General features: G+C 53.1%; 15 protein-coding genes. 7 read left to right on the plus strand and 8 right to left on the minus strand.

Annotated elements, in window-relative coordinates:
• Positions 1-35: 35 nt before the first annotated feature.
• On the plus strand, positions 36-1,397 hold the full coding sequence (locus NQ495_RS07465) for a trehalase family glycosidase (protein ID WP_009133571.1): 1,362 nt from the start codon (positions 36-38) through the stop codon (positions 1,395-1,397).
• A 17-nt stretch (positions 1,398-1,414) separates the two neighbouring features.
• The gene (locus tag NQ495_RS07470) at positions 1,415-2,827 is read left to right on the plus strand and encodes a trehalase family glycosidase (protein WP_009133570.1); all 1,413 of its coding nucleotides are present in this window, start codon (positions 1,415-1,417) and stop codon (positions 2,825-2,827) included.
• Here NQ495_RS07470 and NQ495_RS07475 read toward each other — a convergent pair.
• The 6 genes from NQ495_RS07475 to sppA all read right to left on the minus strand — a co-directional run bounded on the left by NQ495_RS07475 (position 2,805) and on the right by sppA (position 10,420).
• Positions 2,805-5,660, minus strand: coding sequence for a hypothetical protein (locus NQ495_RS07475; RefSeq protein WP_009133569.1), 2,856 nt, complete (start codon positions 5,658-5,660; stop codon positions 2,805-2,807). The two genes, NQ495_RS07470 and NQ495_RS07475, sit on opposite strands and share 23 nt — an antisense overlap.
• Before the next feature lie 2 nt (positions 5,661-5,662).
• The gene (locus NQ495_RS07480) at positions 5,663-6,010 is read right to left on the minus strand and encodes a translation initiation factor (protein ID WP_009133568.1); all 348 of its coding nucleotides are present in this window, start codon (positions 6,008-6,010) and stop codon (positions 5,663-5,665) included.
• A gap of 29 nt (positions 6,011-6,039) precedes the next feature.
• A complete protein-coding gene (locus NQ495_RS07485; RefSeq protein ID WP_009133567.1) occupies positions 6,040-6,507 on the minus strand; it encodes a single-stranded DNA-binding protein in 468 nt (155 codons plus the stop codon).
• 175 nt (positions 6,508-6,682) lie between these two features.
• A complete protein-coding gene (locus NQ495_RS07490) occupies positions 6,683-7,486 on the minus strand; it encodes a purine-nucleoside phosphorylase (RefSeq protein WP_009133566.1) in 804 nt (267 codons plus the stop codon).
• Positions 7,443-8,516 (minus strand): tetraacyldisaccharide 4'-kinase, encoded by a 1,074-nt coding sequence (lpxK, locus tag NQ495_RS07495; protein ID WP_009133565.1) that lies wholly within the window; start codon positions 8,514-8,516, stop codon positions 7,443-7,445. The genes NQ495_RS07490 and lpxK overlap by 44 nt, the downstream gene beginning before the upstream one ends.
• Positions 8,517-8,632: 116 nt before the next feature.
• Positions 8,633-10,420 carry a signal peptide peptidase SppA gene (gene sppA, locus NQ495_RS07500; RefSeq protein ID WP_040294406.1) on the minus strand — a complete coding sequence of 596 codons (1,788 nt, stop codon included), beginning with the start codon at positions 10,418-10,420 and terminating at the stop codon, positions 8,633-8,635.
• A gap of 257 nt (positions 10,421-10,677) precedes the next feature.
• Between sppA and NQ495_RS07505 the strand changes: the two genes are divergently transcribed.
• The 5 genes from NQ495_RS07505 (at position 10,678) to NQ495_RS07525 (ending at position 18,033) form a co-directional block, all read left to right on the plus strand.
• Positions 10,678-11,751, plus strand: a complete 1,074-nt coding sequence (locus NQ495_RS07505) for an Mrp/NBP35 family ATP-binding protein (RefSeq protein ID WP_009133563.1) — start codon at positions 10,678-10,680, stop codon at positions 11,749-11,751.
• Between the two features lie 494 nt (positions 11,752-12,245).
• On the plus strand, positions 12,246-13,199 hold the full coding sequence (gene nadA, locus NQ495_RS07510) for a quinolinate synthase NadA (protein WP_009133562.1): 954 nt from the start codon (positions 12,246-12,248) through the stop codon (positions 13,197-13,199).
• Positions 13,200-13,273: 74 nt separating this feature from the next.
• The gene (locus NQ495_RS07515; protein WP_009133561.1) at positions 13,274-15,415 is read left to right on the plus strand and encodes a S46 family peptidase; all 2,142 of its coding nucleotides are present in this window, start codon (positions 13,274-13,276) and stop codon (positions 15,413-15,415) included.
• 162 nt (positions 15,416-15,577) lie between these two features.
• Entirely contained in the window at positions 15,578-17,266 is a 1,689-nt protein-coding gene (locus tag NQ495_RS07520) for a glutamine--tRNA ligase/YqeY domain fusion protein (RefSeq protein WP_009133560.1), read from the plus strand.
• A 98-nt stretch (positions 17,267-17,364) separates the two neighbouring features.
• Positions 17,365-18,033, plus strand: coding sequence for a hypothetical protein (locus NQ495_RS07525; RefSeq protein ID WP_009133559.1), 669 nt, complete (start codon positions 17,365-17,367; stop codon positions 18,031-18,033).
• 209 nt (positions 18,034-18,242) lie between these two features.
• Here NQ495_RS07525 and thiC read toward each other — a convergent pair whose 3' ends face one another.
• The gene (thiC, locus tag NQ495_RS07530; RefSeq protein ID WP_009133558.1) at positions 18,243-19,769 is read right to left on the minus strand and encodes a phosphomethylpyrimidine synthase ThiC; all 1,527 of its coding nucleotides are present in this window, start codon (positions 19,767-19,769) and stop codon (positions 18,243-18,245) included.
• Between the two features lie 113 nt (positions 19,770-19,882).
• Positions 19,883-21,754 (minus strand): tRNA uridine-5-carboxymethylaminomethyl(34) synthesis enzyme MnmG, encoded by a 1,872-nt coding sequence (gene mnmG / locus NQ495_RS07535; RefSeq protein WP_009133557.1) that lies wholly within the window; start codon positions 21,752-21,754, stop codon positions 19,883-19,885.
• Positions 21,755-21,770: the final 16 nt, after the last annotated feature.

The following is a 21,770-nucleotide window of genomic DNA, read 5'->3' on the forward strand; positions in this document are numbered from 1 at the left end:
TCAATTCGTCAAAACCTCACCTAAACCAGACACCGATGAACCTTGCCAAACTCTCCCTGGCAGCGATTTTCTGCCTGTCAACCTTTACCGCCCGCCCGCAGACGCAAGAGGCTCCCAAGCCCGTCCATCCCGAGAAATGGAGCGATATTGAAAACTACATCCGTGACAACTGGAACGACTTTGTCGACACCATGCCGTCGCTGCCCAAACCTTATTGTTACGCACTGAACCCCGGAACGCTATACTATTGGGACCTCTATTTTATCAACGAAGGGCTGATGCGGCAGGGATTTTTCGAACAGGCCCGCAACAATGTCGACAACTTCATCTACGAGGTAGAGAAACTCGGTTTCATTCCCAACGCGAATGGGTGGGGCGAAGACCGCAGCATGACTCCCTATTTCGGCATGATGGTGAGCAGCTACTACGACAAAGCCCCGGAAAAGGACACCGCATGGCTGCGCCGCGCCTACAACGCCGTGCTGAAAGAATACGAGTTCTGGACCAATACGAACGGCAATACGATTGAAGACCATTCGACCCCGGTCGAAGGATTGCAACGCTACGGACACCATTCCGATTCGGCCACGCTGGTCAGCTTTTACGACAAAGTGTTGCAGAGACGCTTCCACCTCGAAAAAAATGTGCCTGCGAGCGAAAAGATCCGCATCGCGGGCCATCGGCTCGCCGAAGCCGAAACGATGGATTTCAACCCGCGTTTCGAAGGGCGGTGCATGGATTTCATTCCGGTAGACCTGAACTCGAACCTCTACCAATACGAGAAAGAGCTCGGCCGGCTCGAACGCGAACTGGGCATTTCCGACGGCCGCGCCTGGGAAAAACGCGCCGACAAACGTGCGGCGCTGATCCGCAAATACCTGTGGAGCGACCGGCGGGGACTTTACCTCGATTACGATTTTGTCAATAAGCGCCACAGTCCCATTGCCTCGGTCATCACCGTCATGCCGTTATACTGGGGTTTCGCATCGAAGCAGGAGGCAGCGCGGATCGTGGAAAACCTGCCGATGTTCGACTCCCCGGGCGGACTGGTCGTCTGCGAGCGTTCCGAGCAGCCGATCCTCTACCAGTGGGGCGACGGGGCGGTATGGGCCCCGGTACAGTTCCTCGCGATGGGTGCGCTCGAAAATTACGGTTATGACGCTGCCGCGCAACGCATAGCCCTCAAATGGCTCAACACCGTTACTTCGAATTTCCTGGATCCGCAACCGGCTACGCACCGGCCGTTCAAATACGGAGACGGCACGCGTCATCCGGGATTCCTCTACGAAAAATACACCCGCGACGGACAGATCAACGACAGCGAATACCCCTGCAGCATCATGATGGGGTGGACCGCCTCGACGTTCCTGCGGGCCCTGGATTTAGTTCGGCAATAATCCTCAACAATCCGACTATGAACTGTTTTCGTCCTCTGTGCGCATTTTGCACGGCATTATTCGCGTTGCCCCTGATCCTGAGCGCTGAGGTCCCTCTGCGCCCGGCTCCCGAACCGTACCGCCCCGAAAAATGGAATGAAATAGAAACTTACATCCGAAACAACTGGCACAATTTCGTCGAGAAAAATCCCGATTTCCCGGTAGCGTACCTGTACGGGCTGAATCCCGGGACACTCTATTACTGGGATCTCTATTTCCACAACGAGGGTTTGCTGCGCTGCGGCGAAACGGAATTGGCCCGCAACAACCTCGACTGCATGATCTGGCAGATCGATAAACTCGGTTTTATCCCGAATGCTTCGGGATGGGGCGAAGACCGCAGCCAGACTCCCTGCTTCTCGATGAGCGTACGGCGATACTGGGAACTTACACCCGGCAAAGACACCGCATGGCTGCACCGTGCGTACCGGGCGGTGCTGAAAGAGTACGAATTTTGGACCAATACGGACGGTAACACGATCGAAGACCATTCGACCCCGGTGAAAGGGCTGCAACGTTACGGACACCATTCCGATACGGCCGCTCTCGCCACCTTTTACGACCGCGTGCTGAAAGGGCGTTTCGGACTCGATCCCGGCGCCCCCCGTGAAACCAAAATACGAATGGCCGCCCACCGCATGGCCGAAGCCGAATGCATGGACTTTACGCCCCGGTTCGAAGGGCGATGCATGGACTATATCCCGGTAGACCTGAACAGCTACCTCTACGGCTACGAAAAAGACCTCGCCTATTATGAACGCGAACTGGACCTTTCCGACGGCCGGAAATGGGAACAAAAGGCAGAGAAACGTGCGCGGCTGATCGAAAAATATTGCTGGGACGAAATGCGCGGGCTGTACCTCGATTACGATTTCGTGAACCGCCGCCGTTCGCCGGTAGGATCCCTTGCCGCCCTGATGCCGCTGCATTTCGGTTTTGCCCCTGCCCGGCACGCCGAGCGGGTCCGTGAAAACCTGCCGTTGTTCGATTCGCCGGGCGGCCTGGTCGTCTGTGAAACCACTCCTCAAAAAATCGCCTACCAATGGGGACACAGCGCGGTTTGGGCGCCGATCCAGCAACTCGCGATCGAAGCGATGCTCCGTTACGGCTACCGGGAAGAGGCGCAGCATATAGCCCTGAAATGGCTCAATACGGTCACGCGCAACTACCTCGACCCGCAGCCGGCCACGCACCGGCCGTTCAAATACGGAGACGGCACGCGCCACCCTGGTTTTTTGTGGGAAAAATATACGCGCGACGGCAGGATCAACGACGATGAATATCCCTGCAGTTTTATGCTCGGCTGGACGGCTTCGGCCTACCTCGTCGCACTCGAAACGGTGCGGGGAGCCGAACGCCAAACCCGGTTTACAACGGTAGCGAAAGATTGACACCCGTCACGACGCCGTTACGATCGCTCGGTTTGTAGACGTACACGCCCAGCGACGTATCGTTCTTGGGCATGCGCACCAACCGCATATCGAACGTAACGATACCACCGTACGACCAAAGGGTGGTAGCCCGGCCGGAATGGGTCGCGGAGCCGGAAGAAATCCCGATGAAGCGGGCAAAATCATAATAGAGGTTCAGCCGGATACGGTTGAAATAGACGATGCTGTTGATACCGCCGTCCGGATAGCAGAGCGGCAATTGGTAATCGGCCGAGAAGGCGGCGTAACGCGTTGCCACCACGTCGTAATCGGCCCCGCGCGGATAGAGTTCCTTGTAATAGAAATTATACCGATCGACAGGTTGGTATTGCACATTCCCGCGCAGCGTCAGGCTGTGGTGGCGGGCCACACCCGGCGTGTAAACACGTCCGTAAAGCGAATAGATCGTTCCGAAATCGCTCCGGAACGGCGCCCCCACCGTCGTAAATTTGACCGCGTATCCCCACCGGGGCAGGAAATCGCGTGTCCCCATCCGTACGTTGTCGATAAAACTCAGTCCCGCCACACCCCTCGTCACCCCTTTTTCATAAGAGGTACTTTGCTGCTTGTAGAGCAGGGCGTTGAGGTAATAAAACTGGGCAAAAGGTGTCAGCGTACGGATATGATAGCCCGAGGCAAGCGTCATCGGCAACGAAACGTCCACCGTGAACTGAAAATGGTTGCTCAGCGAAACCGGAAGTGCCTCGGGTACCTTTTCGCCATAGATTAACTGCTTGCCGCCGCCATAATCGACCGCGAAATCGAATTTCGGGGCCAACCCGTAATAACCGAACGACCCGCGCACCCGATGCCCTTTCCCGCTATAACCGTACGAAAGATACGCTTCGGTGCTGGTCAGCAGGTTCTGCGACATGACCGTAGCCCCAAAGCCTATATCGAGCTTGTTCTCGTCGGCGATTTTCGACGGGTTGAAACTCCAGGGCGCCCAACTGTGCGGATTGAACAGGTGCAGCCCTTTGCGGTAACGCTTCACCCGGTGTGTCGAATCGATCGTCCGCGCAAGCCGAACCGTATCGAGGTTGACTACATCCCATTTCCGGCGCGGCGGATTGACAATGTTCTCCGGCAGACGGGAATAAGCGATACGCTGCATCGAATCGCCGTCCATACGCTGGTGCGAAAGACGGTAACCACCGAGCGTATACGTCGTCATGTACAGTTTATCACTGCCCGGTACGGGAGCAGAGGGCGAAACCGAACCGTAACGCGAGGTCGTCACCCGGAACTCCTCGCCTCGGGCCAGATCGTACACATGCACTTCGTCATAGCCCGACGCGATCGAATTGAAAGTTAACTTGCCCGCCCCGGCCCGCAGGTTGTAGATACTCGTATAGCCCGGCTGCGTAATCGGTGCAATCCGCCCGCTGCAGGTGTCGATCCGGCAGATCGACATGCCGGCGTCGCCGAGTGTAATAAAGGCCATTGTACCGGTCAGATCGTCGTAAGCCAACCCGTGCACCGAAAGCGTGTCTGGTACCTCAAACGAGCGGCCGCCGCCAAAATCTATGGAATAACGGCCGGTATAATCGTATCCCACGGAGGCAACTCGGCCATCCGGAAGCGGAGTCGGATAAAGGGCGTTTTCACGGTCGCGCAACAGGCGCTTCCGGCCGTTACGCAGGTCGTAGCTCACTGCGCGGGCATTGACGCGCTGATCCCAAAAAATACTGCTGCGGTACTCACTCCAATACAGCGTGCTGTCGCGCATAACAGGTGCCGTACCCACCCAACCGGTATAAAACAGCTTTTTCTCCCCTGCCGAACGGGGATCGACCTTTACGATCCGGCTAGGCCGGTCGAGATCGCGTTTGAGCGCCAGAATTGTAGTATCGTTGAGCGCTATCGGCGCGGTATAGACCGTATAGCTGGTGGTAGGGGTTGGAATCAGCGAAGCGCTGTTCGAACGGGGCGGCAGCGAATCCCAAAATGCCTTCAGGTCGCCGAAGGTATGCCACAACATCTTAGTCGGGCTGGTTTTGTAATACTTGCCCAACGCCCAATGCGTCGTAAGGATCGTATAAGGGTATTTAGAACTGTACCTCGCCACGCGGTCCCAGATATCGTCGCCGTAACGCTCGCGGGACCATGCGGTCATCTGATAACCCAACTGATAGTGATCGGGAATGTAATCCTTGTAAGACCCGCAGAACCATTTATCGGGCACATATCGTTTGGTGCCTTCGGCCATATAGGCGCGGTATCCGATCGTAAACGAGGGCTGCAACGCGCGCCCGAACGAAGCCATCTGCGTCTCGGCCTGTACGGCGTCGCCTTCGAGCAGCCACACCGGAATCAACGCCTGGCTGATCAGGCCCGACTGCTGGCCGATGAACCAGCCCAGCGGTTTCATAAAGGAGCGGTACAGATTGCCGTACTGGACGGTATGGCGCGACTCGTGCGCCACCAATTGCTTGAACCACGGCTGGGCATAGGGAGCCAGGTCCGGGATCAGTTCGAGCTCCATCCGCTTGGGCGCCCACATCACGATGCCGTTCGCATTGAAATTCTGGGTATGCAGTACCGCCGGGACCTTCAACGGTTTGTAGCTGAACCCGTAGGTCATCGTCGGCGTAATACCCTCCATCACCGAAAGCACCTGCGCAGCGCCCCCGCTGAAATAATCGGGATAAACGATCTTGCCTCGCGGCCCTTCGACCTGCATCCAGCGAATACCGGCCGGCGACCGGCCCCAGTCATAGTACTGCCCCCAGGCCGGAAGCGCCGCGCAGCATGCCCACAGGCAACACAAACGCAGGAGAAGTCGGCACACCATGCTCAGCTGCCCGCTTTTTTGACCCGGTATCCCTCCCGGAGCAGGATTTCGACTACGCGGTCACGGAAATCGCCCTGAATGACGATCTCGCCCTCTTTCGCCGTACCGCCCACACCGCATTTGCTTTTGAGCAGGCGTCCCAACTCTTTCAGGTCGTCGTCGCCGCCGACGAAACCTTTAACCAGAGTCACCTGTTTGCCTGCCCGCTGCTTGCGGTCGAGCCAAACCCGCAGGTTTTGCCGTGCGGGCGGCAATGTTTCGGCCGTCTCGGCCTGCTCCTGTTCGTATTGGAAATCGGGATTGGTCGAATAGACGACGTTGAGCCGGCTTTTCCAGTCGTTGTTACTCATGTTTCGGTACAGTTATTAACAAACAGGCGTCAGAACGGCAGATCGTCCACTTCCTGCGGAGCCGATGCGGCAATATCGCCGGACGGGGAAGGGGAGGACTGCGAAGATTGCGCTGCGCCGCCATAAGATCCTCCGTAAGAGTTGTCCGCCCCCGAGGCAGGTGCATCCCCGCGGCGCCCGAGCATCTTCAGGTCGTTGGCGACAATTTCGGTCGCATAGCGTTTATTGCCGTCTTTGTCCGTCCAGTCCCTCGTGCGGAGGCTTCCCTCGATATAGACCTGGCTTCCCTTGCGGATAAAGCGGTCGGCCACGTCGGCCAGGTTACGCCACAGCGTCACGTTATGCCATTCGGTATGCTCCTTGGTTTCCTGTGTCTGGCGGTTGTAGATCCGCTCGGTCGTTGCGATCCGCAGGCGCGCCACCTTGACACCGCCTTCGAGCGCTCTCACTTCGGGATCGGCTCCCACATTGCCGATCAAAATCACTTTGTTGATCATCGCTTTATACTTTTATTGACTAGTCCATACGCGGCCACGCCCTGTGGCTTTCGTTGCCTGCGCATCATTTCACTTCTTATTCCATTACCGGCATTCCACGTCCGACCGGCTTTCCTTCCGGTTACGGCCTCTGCCGGGATCGGCGGCCCCGTCAGAATCCCCTGCCGGGTTTCGGTTATAACGCTTCCAGCAGCGCAATAAAGAGCCGGGCCATTTTCTGCTGGGCCTTGCGGCCCTCCTGCTGCACCTCTTCGTGCGTGGATTTCAGACCGGACAGGCCGATGTTCGTAATGACCGATACGGCAAACACGGGCAGTCCCATATGCCGCGCGGCGATCACTTCGGGGGTAGTGGACATTCCCACCGAATCGGCCCCTGCAATGTGGAAAAAACGATATTCAGCCGGTGTCTCGTACGTCGGGCCCGTTCCACCCCAGTAGCAACCGTGTTGCAACGCAATTCCCTCACGTTCGGCTATCCCGTCAGCCAGCGCGATCAGCTCCCGGCTGTACGCTTCGCTCATATCGGGAAAACGGGGCCCCAGTTCTTCCGGATTAGGCCCGATCAACGGATTGGGAATCATATTGATGTGATCTGTGATTACCATCACGTCGCCGACATGGAAATCAGGATTGACTCCGCCGCCGGCATTCGACACGAACAGGTATTCGATCCCGAGCATTTTCAGCACGCGCACCGGGAAAACCACCTGCTGCGGTGTATAACCTTCATAATAATGGAACCGTCCCTGCATGGCCACGACACGCTTGCCGCCGAGCATCCCGAAAATCAACCGCCCGGCATGGCCGGCAACCGTCGAGACCGGAAAACCCGGAATATCTTTATAATCGAGTTGTGCAACGACCTGAATATTGTCCGCCAGGCCGCCTAGCCCGCTGCCCAGGATAATGCCCACCTGGGGTTTGAAATCGACCTTATTCCGGATGAAGGACGCTGTATTTTTGATTTGTTGTAACATACTGTTCGAGTTGGTGTAAGAACCTCTCCTCACGGTCTCCGATAAATTCCACGTGGATCGGTGCATAGTAGATTCTCCGCTGGATTTCCAACGGAATTTTCTTGCGGTTGGTCAGTTTAACCGCATCTTTTTCGGTCACGACGACGGCCGTATGTTCCGGGGACTCGGCGAGCATGCGTTTCAACCGCTCCATATCGCGCATGCGGTAAGTGTGATGATCGTCGAACAAAAGCTTGCCCACGATCTTATGATGCTGTGAAAGGGCACTTACAAGCGGTTTCGGATTCGCAATTCCGCTCATCACGATCACCGGATCATGAGGCTGAACCGCACGCCCGATCTGTTCGGGAAACAACGGCACCGGGTACCCCTGGGCCATCCGCGAAAAATAGAGCGACTGGTAAGGAAACAGTTCGAGCCGTTTCTTAACGATACGCATATCAAGCGGATTGATTGTTTCGGGACATTTGGTCACCAGCACGAAATTGGCCCGGTAAAGCTGGCTGCGGCTGTCGCGCAGCGTTCCCTGGGGCAGGAAAGAGTCGTGGTAGATCGGGTTGTTGTAATCCATCAACAGGATGTTGACCCACGATTCGACATAACGGTGCTGGAATGCATCATCCAGAATAATCAGGTTCACTTCGGGGTGCGCCTCCCTCAGGCGCCTGATCCCTTCGACCCTGCGCTCGCAGACGGCCACCGGAATCTCCGGATATTTCAGCTTGATCTGTTTGGGTTCGTCACCGATCGCCCGGAACGACGAGCGGACATCCGAAAGCACGAACCCGCGCGTTTTGCGTTTGTATCCGCGCGAAAGCACCGCTATGTTATAGCGCGATGCGAAATATTCGATCAGGTATTCCGTGACGGGAGTCTTGCCGGTACCGCCGACAGTGAGGTTTCCGACGCATACAATAGGGATATCGAACTCTTCGCTCCTGAGAATCTTCAGGTCGAAAAGCTTGTGCCTGATCCCGACGACCAGTCCGTATATCCAAGCCAGCGGAGCGGCCCAAAGCGTACGCAACATACCGAATCGTTCCAATCTTCAAAAGTAACTAAAAAAGACTGAATGTCAAATTTTTCACGGCAAATGCCGCGCAAAACCCCTCTCCGGCACCGGAACACTCAGTATTCGGCAGTCATTCAACGGATTTCCAACCGGTAGGGCATTACGGCCTGCACTCCCTGCCGTGAAAGGATCTTCTGTAATCCGGCATACTCCCGGTACAGTTCGCCCAGCCCGTTTTGCAAATGATCCACGCCGGCCCGGGCCGAAAGCAGCGTAAAGATGCGTGTGAACAGGTCGGGCGCCTGGCTCGGTACGCTGATGCTGAAATCGTCGCTGACCCCGGCCCGGTCGGCCGCGAGCGAAATCGCATCGGAAAGGCCGCCCCAGGCATCGATCAGCCCGTTGTCAAGCGCGCTGACGCCGGACCATACCCGGCCGCCGCCGATACTGTCCACCTGTGCTTCAGTCAGGTTGCGTCCTTCGGCTACATGCTTGACAAACCCTGCATAGACTCGCTCGACATTGTGTTGCAGATAATCCCGCTCGGCGGGGGATACCTCCCGGAACGGAAACCCTATATCGGCCGACGGATTGGTCTTGGCGACATCCACCGTAACGCCGAGTTTATCCTTCAATCCCTGCCCGGCATTGAACAGCAGCCCGAATACCCCGATCGACCCGGTGATCGTAGTGGGAGAGGCAAGGATCACATCAGCCGGACACGCGATATAATATCCCCCCGATGCGGCCACGTTACCCATCGAAACGACGACCGGCTTTTCCGCACGGAGCAGTTCCATCTCATGCCAGATCACCTCCGAAGCAAGCGCACTGCCCCCGGGCGAGTTGACCCGCAGCACCACGGCCTTGACCTCCTCATCCCGGCGCAAATCGGCCAGTTTCGCCGCAAGCGTCTCGCCGCCCACCTCACGTTCCGGAGCCTCTCCGTCCACAATATCGCCTTCGGCATAGAGCACGGCGATCCGGTTGCCGGATCCTTTACCGCCGCTGCTGCCGACCTGACCCTGCATCACATAATCTTCCAACGAAATGAACCGGGTCTCCTGCTGCCCTGTCATCCCGGCCAGCATTGCCTCCATATCAGCGCTGTAAGCGAGTGAATCGACCATTTTTTTCTCCACTGCAAGCGCAGCATCGCCGATGGCAAGGGTCGAGGCATACTGTTGCAGTGCCGCCGAGTCGAGCGACCGCGCACGAGCGATTCCCCCCACGACATGCGACCAGATCGTGCCGATCAACTCTTCGGTTTGCCGACGGTTCTCGGGACTCATCCGGTCCATAATAAACGGTTCCACGGCGGCTTTATAAGCACCGTGCCGGATCACTTCGGGCCGGACACCGAGCTTGTCGAGCAACCCTTTATAAAACATCACGTTCGACGAAAGCCCCTTCCACAGCAAAGTTCCCTGGGGATTGAGGTAAAGACGGTCGGCCACTGAACTGAGGTAATAAGTACCCTGGGTATAAAAATCGGAATAAGCTACCACGAACTTGCCCGAACGCTCCTTGAATTTGACCAATGCGTCGCGCAGCTCCTCCATCGTCGCCATCCCGAGCGGCATCACCGGCGACAGGTTCAGGTAAATACCATCGATATGCTTGTCGGATTCGGCCCGTTCGAGTGCGCCGAGCACATCGAGCAGGCCGAGCTCGCGGTTCATCCGCATCGTCACCCAATCGAGCGATGAGAGCGCTCCCTGCGAAGGGTTGTCCACGACCGGCGTCGCCAGGTCGATCTTCAGGACCGTATGCGCCGCGGGCGAGGAGACCGCTGCCGTACTGCCGGAGAGGGCACTCACGCCGATTCCGACCAGAACCATTACACCCAACACGGCGAAAAGAATGCCGCCGGCCACTACGGCAAGCAGCGAAGCGAAAAATGTTTTGAAAAATGCGTTCATCTTGTGATTGTTTAGGTACTCCGTACCGTTCGACTGCATTTGGTCCCTGTTTTGAAAGATTTCCAGTTCAGGACAAATCCCGTTCCGAAAACCGATGCCCGGTTTTTCCGGTCTGCAAGAGGACCGGCCACCGGCAAAACGTCCGGTGTAATCCGGCCTGGAGGAACTTTCGCAGGCTACCTGCACAAAAATAGTAACTTTTGGGAGATCCTGAGCAGTTTATTACCTTTGCGTACAACTATTAAACATCCGTCACAATGGACCAAAACGATATTCTGGAAGTCCTGCGCCGCGTGCAACACCCCGAAACAGGCACTGACCTCGTCTCGCAAGGTATGATTGAAAACCTGATCGTAACCGGAGACAAGATCCAGTTCACGCTCGCGTTTTCCCGCAGCCGCGACCCGTTCGCCGCATCGCTGAAAAAGGCGTGCGAAACCATCCTGTCCGAAACATTTCCGCAATATGCCGGTCATATTTCGGTCTTCATCAAAGAGGCACCCCCTAAAAAAATAGAACCCAAAAAACCGGAACCGGGAAGCTGGACGGGCGGGATCAAGCACATTATCGCGGTCAGTTCGGCCAAGGGAGGCGTAGGGAAAAGCACCGTCACGGCCAATCTGGCGGTCGCCCTGCAGCGAATGGGCTACAGAGTAGGCATTCTCGACGCCGATATTTACGGTCCCTCGATGCCGACGATGTTCGGCGTGGAAGGTTACCAACCCGCCGGCGATGAAGAGGAAGAGGGAACGCCGCGTATCTATCCGGCGCTCACCATGGGGGTTAAGGTAATGTCGATCGGGTTTTTCATCAACCCGAAAGACGCTTTGATCTGGCGGGGCCCTATGGCGACCAATGCACTGCGCCAGCTGACCCACCAGACCGATTGGGGAGAACTGGATTTCCTGCTGATCGACATGCCTCCCGGCACGGGCGATATCCACCTCTCGCTGATGCAGGACCTGAAAATTTCCGGGGCGATCATCGTCAGCACGCCGCAAAAGATCGCACTGGCCGACGTCCGGCGCGGCATCGGGATGTTCCGGGCCAAGCAGATCAATATTCCCGTATTGGGCATTGTGGAAAACATGGCCTGGTTCACACCGGCAGAACTGCCTGCAAACCGGTACTACATCTTCGGTAAAGGAGGAGCACAGGAGTTGGCTCGCAGTGAAAACATACCGTTGCTGGCTGAAATTCCGCTTATCCAGAGCGTCCGCGAAGCGGCCGATGCAGGAACGCCGGTCGCCACGCAGGAGAGCACCTCCGCCGCCTTTTACACCGGTTTGGCTAAAAACCTCGTAACGGAATTGGAAAAGACGGGACACTGACGATAACTTTTTCCACACTGTCTGTCAGTAAACTCGCTTCCAACTATTTATCACACCGAAGATCGTTTTAATAAATTGTTAACAGAACATTAAACCGGTGTGTATCGAAAATGAAAGTTTTCTCATCCGGGCTATTGTTTGTTCGATCGTTGAGTTGATATAGACGTTTTTAGCAGAGATGCAAACTTTTTTTGCTGTGATCTTTCAACACTCTCTTATCGGGTTTTCCACCGGTCCGGGACGCGGCCGATCGGATGTCGATATGTTGGCAACGCTTACCGACAACTGTCGATAACCGGATAAAAAAGGGGCATGGACACTTACCGAAGCAATATGATATGTTGATGGATTGTTTTTATTAACTTTACATTTTATCATCCAAAATAGTTCCTCGGAATTATCAACACGGCCAACGCCTCTTATTATTACTCTTTTCTTTTTAAATTTTAAAAAGGAAATAAAAATATAAAAAAGAACTGTTCACACTGCTGCCTATGAAATCCGAAAAATTTTCACCCGACCAACTTCGCCGGATCGAACAGCTCCGGCAATTGGCCAAAGAGAAAAACGCCGTAATTCTGGCTCACTACTATACACGTCCGGAAATTCAGGAAGCAGCCGATTTTACCGGCGATTCGCTCGCGCTTTCCGAAAAGGCCGCACAGACAGATGCGGATATCATCCTGTTTGCGGGCGTTCATTTCATGGCCGAGACGGCCAAAATACTTTCACCGGATAAGAAGGTACTGCTGCCCGATCCGGCGGCGGGTTGTTCGTTGGCCGATTCGTGCGAAGCATCGGCGTTCGCAAAGTTTCTGGAACGGTATCCCGGTTATACGGTGGTCTCCTATGTCAATACGTCAGTGGGGGTAAAGGCCCTGACTGATATCTGCTGTACGTCGAGCAACGCCGTCGAGATCGTGCGTTCATTGCCGGTGAACGCCAAGATCGTCTTTGCGCCGGACCGCAACCTGGGCAATTACATCCAGAGTGTTACCGGACGCGATATGGTGGTATGGGACGGTGCGTGCCATGTGCATGAGGAATTCTCCCTCGAGAAGATTATCGAATTGAAAAAACAATACCCCGAAGCCAAAGTGCTGGCACATCCGGAATGCAAAAAGCCCGTGTTGCTGGTCGCCGACTATGTCGGCAGTACGGCCGCGCTGCTCAACTATGCGACGCAGAGCGATGCCGACACGTTTATCGTCGTCACCGAACCGGGTATCCTGCACCAGATGGCCAAGGACAATCCGTCGAAACGTTTCATTCCGGCTCCCCCGTCCGATTCGACATGCGGATGCAACGACTGTTCGTACATGAAACTCGTTACGCTCGACAAAATGTACGCGGCATTGCGTGACGAAACGCCCGAGGTGGTCATCGAAGAGTCGATCCGCCGCCGGGCCGAGCGTTCCATCCGCAATATGCTTGCTGCCAAACGCTGATTATGATATATTTGCGTGACAAAGCGTTTTGCACATGCGAGAATTCGCGAATCCAAACTAAAACCAAACGATAAATGAAAAGATGGGGAATGGCCCTTTGCTGTCTGCTGCTGGCAGCCGTGCAAGTCCGGGCTGACGAAGGAATGTGGCTGCTGCCTTACCTGCAGAAGCTGAATATTAAGGATATGAAGGCCAAAGGGCTGAAGCTTTCGGCCGAGCAGATTTATAACCTCAACGGTACATCGCTGAAGGATGCGATTGTGATTTTCGGCGGCGGGTGCACCGGAGAGATCGTATCGCCCAACGGATTGGTCTTTACCAACCACCATTGCGGTTACGGTTCTATACAGCGGCTCAGCAGCGTCGAACACGACTATCTGCAAAACGGTTTTTGGGCGATGGATTACAAAGAGGAGTTGCCTTGTCCGGGCATGTCGGTTACCTTTATCCGCAGCATCGAGGATGTTTCGGATAGGATTCTGCCTTTTCTGAGTGATTCGATGAGCGAGCAGCAACGGCAGAAACAGGTTGACGAACTGTCCGATAAGATCGTAAAGGAAGCGTTGCCGGAAAAGAGTTCTAAAGAGGCGTTTGTCAAATCGTTTTTCGGCGGGAATCAATATCTGTTGTTCGTTGTGGAACAGTATACCGACCTGCGCCTGGTAGGAACCCCGCCCTCTTCGATCGGCAAATTCGGCGGAGATACCGACAATTGGATGTGGCCGCGCCATACGGGCGACTTTTCGGTTTTCCGGGTTTATGCCGATAAGGATGGTAAACCGGCACCGTATTCCAAAGACAATATACCTTATGCGACGCCGACCCATTTGAAAATATCGCTGAAAGGGGTAAAACCGGGCGATTATACGATGATCATGGGTTTTCCCGGATCGACCGAGCGTTACATGACCTCTTTCGAGATCGACCAGGTGCTGAACGTGGACAATCCGAACCGGATCTTTATTCGCGGCGAACGGCAGAAACTGATGATGGAGGATATGCAGGCCAGTGAGAAGGTACGCCTGCAGTATGCGAACAAATACGCCGGTTCTTCGAATTACTGGAAGAACTCGATCGGTGAGAGCCGCGGGTTGCGCAAATTGAATGTGAAGGGGCAGAAAGAGGCTTTGGAAGCACAATTTCAGGCCTGGGCGGCTGCCGATCCCGTCCGTCAGGCGAAGTACGGCGATGCGTTGAAACTGATTAAGGAGGCTGTCGCCGAGCGGATTCCGTATGAAAATTACCGGCAGTACATTTCCGAAGCGTTGTTGCGGGGAACTGAGATCATCGCAATGGCAGGAGTGGGGAACAGGCTGCTGAAAAAGGATTCCACGCGGTTGGATACGGTGGTGTTGGCAGCACTGGGTAAGGGACTGTCCGGCATGTATAAGGATTACAACCCGCCTACGGACCGGAAGATAGCCAAACGGATGATCCGGATCGTATACGACAGCCTGTCGAAAGAGGATCGTCCGGTCGAGCTGAATCGAATCGACAGCCTGTTTGCCGGAGATGTGGAACGATATGTGGATTTTCTGTACGATAATTCGATTTTCGCTTCCCGGCAACAGTTTGAGGCCTTCTTAAAGGATCCGGATATTGAAAAACTGAAAAACGATCCGGCTTACCGGCTCAATAAGTCGGTGATGCAGTCGTTCGGGCGGGATGCGAAAAAATTGTCGGAAATAGCCAAAAAATACCGCCGCGGGCACCGCCTTTTCATTGCCGGTCTGCTGGAAATGCAACCGGACAGGAAATTCTATCCCGATGCCAATTTCACTATGCGGCTTACTTACGGACAGGTACTTCCTTACCGGCCTGCGGACGGCGTTATTTACGATTATTATACTACCCTGGACGGTGTGATTGCCAAGGAGGATACGTCGAATCCGATGGAATTTACAGTTCCGGAAAAACTCAAGGAGCTGCACCGTGCCAAGGATTTCGGCCAATATGCCGAAGAAGGTACCGTGCGTGTGGGTTTCCTGAGCAATAACGACATTACCGGCGGTAATTCCGGCAGTCCCGTGCTTAACGGCAAAGGTGAGCTGGTAGGCCTTGCATTCGACGGTAACTGGGAGGCGATGAGCGGGGATATCGCGTTCGAACCCCGGTTGCAGCGTACGATCAGCGTCGATATCCGTTATGTTTTGTTCGTCATCGAAAAGTATGCCGGGGCGACCAGACTGATCGATGAATTGACGTTGGTACGTTAGGTAAAAAACGTGGCCCATTGAAAGGGGACTTCGGTATTCGCGAAGCGATTGCCGAAGTCCCCTTCTCATTTTATATGCAAACCGTTTTAAAATGTATCTTAAAGAGCGGTTTGTCCGCAAAATAACTTATTTTTGTAGCCAGAAGTCTATTAATCCGAAATTATGAGTACGGTCAACGAAGAGGCGGTTTCTAACGAGAGATCGCTTAATTTTCTGGAAGAAATTATAGAAAAGAGCCTTGCTGACGGCGCGGTAAAACAGATTCATACGCGTTTCCCGCCTGAACCCAACGGCTACCTGCATATCGGCCATGCCAAAAGTATCTGCCTTAATTTCGGTCTTGCCAAGCGTTACGGTGGCCTTTGCAACCTTCGCTTCGACGATACAAACCCGGTCAAGGAGGATGTCGAGTATGTCGATTCGATTAAAGAAGATGTCAATTGGCTCGGTTTCCAATGGGCCGAAGAGCACTATGCTTCCGACTATTTCGAACAACTGTATGATTGGGCTGTTGAGCTGATCCGCAAGGGAAAAGCCTATGTCGATGACCAGTCTCAGGAGGAGATACGCCTGAATCGGGGCACAGTAACGGTGCCGGGTAAGGAGAGTCCGTGGCGCAACCGCAGCGTGGAAGAAAACTTAGACCTGTTTGCCCGCATGCGGGCCGGGGAGTTTGCCGACGGCGAGAAAGTACTCCGTGCAAAGATCGATATGGCCCATCCCAACATGTTGTTGCGGGATCCGATTATGTATCGTATTCTTCATTCGGAACATCACCGTACGGGCGATAAATGGTGTATTTACCCGATGTACGACTATGCCCACGGGCAGTCCGACTCGATCGAAGGCATTACCCATTCGATCTGTACGCTCGAATTCGATGTGCACCGCCCGTTATACGACTGGTTCATTCAGCAGCTCGGTATTTTTGAAAGCCATCAATACGAGTTTGCCCGTTTGAACCTGACCTATACGATGATGAGCAAGCGTAAGCTGCTCCAGTGCGTGCAGGAAGGAATCGTCATGGGATGGGACGATCCCCGTATGCCGACGATTTGCGGGCTGCGCCGTAGGGGATATACCCCCGAGAGCATCCGGATGTTTGCCGACAAGGTGGGTGTGGCCAAGCGCGATAACGTGATCGACCTGGGACTGCTGGAATTCTGTGTCCGCGAGGACCTTAACAAACGCGCTGAACGCCGTATGGCAGTGCTGAATCCGATCAAGGTGGTGATTACCAATTACCCTGAGGGAGAGACCGAAATGATCAGTTGTGTCAATAATCCCGAAGATGAATCGGCCGGACATCGTGAAGTGCCTTTTTCGCGTGAAGTCTATATCGAACGGGACGATTTCATGGAAGTTCCCCCCAAAAAATATTTCCGCCTTTCACCCGGGAATGAAGTGCGTTTGCGGTATGCTTACCTGATCCGTTGCAATGAGGTAATTAAAAACGAACAGGGCGAAATCGTGGAGTTGCGCTGTACTTACGATCCGATGTCCAAGGGAGGTCAATCTTCCGATGGCCGGAAAGTGAAGGGGGTCATCCACTGGGTTTCGGCACCGCATGCCAAAGAGGCGGAAATACGCCTTTTCGACCGTTTATTTACACGCGAGAGCCTCGATGATATCGAGGAAGGCAAGACCTTTAAAGATTACTTAAATCCGGCTTCTTTGACCGTTATGAAGGGATATGTGGAGCCTTCGCTCGCCGGGACGGCTCCCGGGAGCAAATATCAGTTCGAACGGATCGGATATTTCTGTGCCGACAAGGATTCTTCCATTGAAAAACCCGTTTTCAACCGTACTGTTACCTTGAAAGACAGTTGGTCAAAAATGGCTGCGAAATAACCGGATCTGCCAATTCGTTTTACGTTGGGTACGATAGATTTTTAGCGATTGATTTTAAAAGTTTGGTTAACGGTTTGAATGACAATTAATTCGTAAAAATGTTCGCAAAATTCGGATTTTTTTTACTTCTTTTTACCGGACTGAGTCAATTATTATTTTCTCAAAATATTGATTATCAGATATATATAACTACACCGGGTTATACGTCGGTGCGCAGTTATAGCAAAGCGGATTTTGAGAAGGTCAAACACGATTTCCGGGTGATGAACGGACCGGTTACGATTACCGATTCCCTCTGTAACTCCGGAAAAACCGAAGTGCGGATGGTAATCGGATTACGGAAGTTCAGCTTTTTTGTCACACAAGAGACACCGATTATCCGGTTGGTGTACGACCGGAACAGGCGGATTTTCTCCGGGGCTGGATGCAATTTCGTAGAAAATGAGAATTTCAAATACACTCCGCCCTCTTTCAAAGGTAATTCGTTGGTGAAATTACCTGAAATTTTACTGGCCGATATCAATCGGACGATTGAAGACCGTTCTTTATTAAAGAAAGATAGTGCCACGGTTTTTGTGATCGAGGCGGATATTGACGAAAACGGTATGATCCATAGGATTGTACCGTTGAGCGATACGTTGCGGCAGTATTCGAAGGTGATTATCGACCAAATTTATGACAAGGCCGTTCGAGGTTGGCAACCTGCAATGCGAAACGGGATACCATACCGGGCTCTTGCACAAATGACGTTTGAATTGACGAAATAAATCGTTTATTTTAAATAGTAAAAAGCCGAAACTTTTAAAGTTTCGGCTTTTTGATTTCAATAATTTGCTTTTCAGAGATTTATTTGTTTGGAATTTTCTATGTTAATCGAAGTTCCGAATTCGACTTTCTGAGTATAATAAATTTTTTTGCTCAAAATTTTTTGTAAGGAAAGTCGTTTTCGTAAAAAATGAATTGAATAGGTATAGAATTAGATCGATTTCGTAATTTTCATGGCACAAAAATGCGGCCCACACATCGAACAATGATCGGCACCCGATCCGATCATTTCAAAATGCATTTTGCGTGCCCGCTCCGGATCGAGCGATAAATTGAACTGATCGTTCCAACGCATGTCGAAGCGCGCTTTACTCATTTGCAGGTCTCGTTCCGCTGCCCCCGGATGTCCTTTGGCGATATCCGCAGCATGGGCGGCAAGCTTGAAAGTTACTACTCCTTCCCGTACATCGTCGCGATTCGGCAATGCAAGATGCTCTTTGGTTGTTACGTAACAAAGCATTGATGTCCCCATCCAACCGATCATTGCGCCGCCTATGGCCGAAGTTATGTGGTCATATCCGGCTCCGATATCGCTTACAAGCGGTCCTAATGTGTAAAACGGGGCTTCGTCGCACCATTCTATCTGTTTCTCCATATTCTCGCGTATGAGGTGCATCGGTACGTGTCCGGGACCTTCAATAATGACCTGAACATCGTGTTTGCGTGAAATACGGGCCAGTTCTCCCAGTACTTTCAATTCACCGAACTGGGCTTCATCGTTGGCATCGGCGATACTACCCGGACGAAGTCCGTCTCCCAGAGAGAAAGCGATGTCGTACTTTTTCAGTAATTCGCAAATCTCTTCGAAATGCGTATACAGGAAATTTTCCTGATTGTTGTGGCTCATCCATTTGGCCATGATCGATCCACCGCGGGATACGATACCGGTCACACGCTTCAGTGCTGCCGGTATATGTTCTCTTAAAATGCCTGCATGGATAGTGAAATAATCTACTCCTTGTTCGGCTTGCTCGATCAGGGTTTGTTTGTATACATCCCAATTGAGGTCTTCTATTTTGCCTTTCACTTTTTCGAGAGCCTGGTACATAGGTACGGTACCCAGCGGGACTGGGGTGTTACGCAGGATCGCTTCGCGGGTTTGGTGTATGTCTTTTCCGGTCGAAAGATCCATTACGGTGTCGGCTCCCCATTTGACGGCCCAAAGCGCTTTTTCCACCTCTTCATCGATCGATGAACCCAAGGCCGAGTTTCCGATATTGGCATTGATTTTAACCAAAAATTTATTGCCGATGATCATCGGTTCCGCTTCGGGGTGACGATAGTTTGAGGGCAGGATGGCACGTCCGGCGACAATTTCATCCCGAACCATTTCGGGAGTAATTGCGTCTTTTTCCGGACAGCCCTGACTTTCCCGAATCGCGACGTACTCCATTTCGGGAGTAATAATTCCTTGTTTGGCATACCATAATTGCGTATGAAGTTCGCCGTCTTTTTCCAGCCGGTCTTTGATCCATGCTTCACGGACTTTCGGTAATCCTTTCCCTGTATCTATTTTATATCCGTTATCCGTATAGACACCTGTTGTATCATAAAGGATAACTTTAGTCCCGTTTTGGAGCGTCACTTGCCGCATCCCGACACGAATAGGATGCAATTTTCCTTTTATGTAAATTTTTTCTGCGTTGTTCGATGAGAGATCAAAGATATTGTTATCCATGGCTTAGGTGTTCCACGTGGAACAATATTAGTTGTTAGGTTTGTTTTGTAAGTTAATGTTCCACGTGGAACATTAACTGATTTTCACTTTTGTCTTGTTTGTGCAATTAAATTCTACCTTCCGAAATAGACCAATAGGACATTGATGTCGGCAGGGGAAACCCCCGGTATTCGGGATGCCTGTCCGATGGTCGACGGTTTAATTCGGGTCAGTTTCTGCCGTGCTTCGATTGAGAGCGCCTTCAATGAATTAAAATCGAAATCTGGCCGGATCGAAATATTTTCCAGTCGAACCATCTTGTCTGCGATGTGCCGTTCCCGTTCGATGTATCCATGATACTTGATTCGGATCTCCGCTTCTTCGACAATCTCCTCGGTGCACTGGTTTTGTGTCAGGTACTCCTGTAACCCCGGCAGATGATCGGCCAGCCCATTTAGGGTAACTTTATTGCGTAAGAGGATATCGTAGAGCTTCCGGCCTTGTGTCAGGGGGGTGGAATCGATCGTTTTAAAATACTCCGATAAATCGGCTGGCGTGACACTCTCCCGGCGAAGGAAGGAAATAAGCGATTCTACGGACGATTTTTTTTGCTCCATCGCCCGGTACCTTTTTTCGCTTACAAGGCCGATTTTGTGTCCGATCGGAGTCAGTCTCACGTCGGCATTGTCTTGCCGGAGTAAAATTCTGTATTCGGCTCGGCTCGTGAACATACGATAGGGTTCGTCCACGCCTTTGGTTACTAAATCGTCGATCAACACGCCGATATATGATTCGTCACGGCGGAGCACGAGCGGTTCTTCGTCACGCAGTTTCAATACGGCATTGATTCCTGCTATAAGTCCCTGTGCTCCAGCTTCTTCATATCCGGTTGTGCCGTTTACCTGTCCTGCAAAATAGAGCCCTGAAATCAGTTTTGTTTCGAGCGAGTGATAGAGTTGTGTCGGTGGAAAATAGTCATACTCAATGGCATAACCAGGCCGGTAGATGTGTACATGTTCCAGCCCTTTGATCTTTTGCAATGCGGCGACTTGTACTTGCCAGGGAAGTGAAGATGAAAAACCGTTCAGGTAATATTCGTTCGTGTGTTCGCCTTCCGGTTCGAGGAATAATTGGTGCTCGTTTTTTTCCGAAAAGGTGCGGAGTTTATCTTCGATGCTCGGGCAATATCGTGGACCGATTCCTTTGATCGTTCCATTGAAGAGTGGTGAGTCGGCAAAACCGCTCCGCAGCAAATCGTGCACTTCTTGAGACGTGTACACGAGAAAACAGGGTTTTTGCTTGTCAACTGCTTTTGTTTCAGGGCTGTATGAGAATTTGCCCGGGTTTTCGTCGCCCGGTTGTTCGTTGAGCTGTGAGAAATCTATTGTACGTGCGTCCAGGCGAGCCGGCGTACCGGTTTTCATGCGGCCGACTTCGAATCCGAGTGCGGCCAGTTGTTCGCTTAGACCGTGTGACGCCGCATCACCGGCGCGCCCTCCTTCGGCCTGCGAGCGGCCGATATGCATCAAGCCGCCCAGGAAGGTTCCGGCGGTAAGGATAACGGCTTTTGCGTTAAATTCGACCCCCATACGGGTCTTAATGCCACGAGCGTGCCCATTGGCGACTAACAGTTCATTTACGCTGTCCTGCCAAAGGTAAAGGTTCGGTATATTTTCGAGCGTTTCGCGCCACAATTCGCTGAAGCGCATCTTGTCGCACTGCGCGCGCGGACTCCACATGGCGGGGCCTTTCGAGCGGTTCAACATGCGGAATTGGATCGTGGAACGGTCGGTAATGATTCCCATGCGGCCGCCCAAGGCATCTATTTCACGGACGATCTGTCCCTTTGCGACTCCGCCTACGGCCGGATTACACGACATCTGTGCGAATTTGGTCATGTCCATCGTCACCAACAGCGTTTGGCAACCCATGGTTGCCGCCGCTGCCGCCGCTTCACATCCGGCATGCCCTCCTCCCACTACAATGATATCGTATTCGAATAACATGTTGTTGTTTATTTGC

Source organism: Alistipes indistinctus YIT 12060 (genome assembly GCF_025144995.1).
Lineage (GTDB): Bacteria > Bacteroidota > Bacteroidia > Bacteroidales > Rikenellaceae > Alistipes_A > Alistipes_A indistinctus.

Excerpts from the sequence above, each read along its gene's own strand:
- lpxK (WP_009133565.1), bottom strand. The coding sequence starts at position 8,516 with ATGTTGCGTACGCTTTGGGCCGCTCCGCTGGCTTGGATATACGGACTG.
- NQ495_RS07465 (WP_009133571.1), top strand. The coding sequence starts at position 36 with ATGAACCTTGCCAAACTCTCCCTGGCAGCGATTTTCTGCCTGTCAACC.
- sppA (WP_040294406.1), bottom strand. The coding sequence starts at position 10,420 with ATGAACGCATTTTTCAAAACATTTTTCGCTTCGCTGCTTGCCGTAGTG.
- NQ495_RS07470 (WP_009133570.1), top strand. The coding sequence starts at position 1,415 with ATGAACTGTTTTCGTCCTCTGTGCGCATTTTGCACGGCATTATTCGCG.
- NQ495_RS07525 (WP_009133559.1), top strand. The coding sequence starts at position 17,365 with ATGTTCGCAAAATTCGGATTTTTTTTACTTCTTTTTACCGGACTGAGT.
- NQ495_RS07475 (WP_009133569.1), bottom strand. The coding sequence starts at position 5,660 with ATGGTGTGCCGACTTCTCCTGCGTTTGTGTTGCCTGTGGGCATGCTGC.
- NQ495_RS07520 (WP_009133560.1), top strand. The coding sequence starts at position 15,578 with ATGAGTACGGTCAACGAAGAGGCGGTTTCTAACGAGAGATCGCTTAAT.
- NQ495_RS07480 (WP_009133568.1), bottom strand. The coding sequence starts at position 6,010 with ATGAGTAACAACGACTGGAAAAGCCGGCTCAACGTCGTCTATTCGACC.
- thiC (WP_009133558.1), bottom strand. The coding sequence starts at position 19,769 with ATGGATAACAATATCTTTGATCTCTCATCGAACAACGCAGAAAAAATT.
- NQ495_RS07490 (WP_009133566.1), bottom strand. The coding sequence starts at position 7,486 with ATGTTACAACAAATCAAAAATACAGCGTCCTTCATCCGGAATAAGGTC.
- NQ495_RS07485 (WP_009133567.1), bottom strand. The coding sequence starts at position 6,507 with ATGATCAACAAAGTGATTTTGATCGGCAATGTGGGAGCCGATCCCGAA.
- mnmG (WP_009133557.1), bottom strand. The coding sequence starts at position 21,754 with ATGTTATTCGAATACGATATCATTGTAGTGGGAGGAGGGCATGCCGGA.
- NQ495_RS07505 (WP_009133563.1), top strand. The coding sequence starts at position 10,678 with ATGGACCAAAACGATATTCTGGAAGTCCTGCGCCGCGTGCAACACCCC.
- NQ495_RS07515 (WP_009133561.1), top strand. The coding sequence starts at position 13,274 with ATGAAAAGATGGGGAATGGCCCTTTGCTGTCTGCTGCTGGCAGCCGTG.
- nadA (WP_009133562.1), top strand. The coding sequence starts at position 12,246 with ATGAAATCCGAAAAATTTTCACCCGACCAACTTCGCCGGATCGAACAG.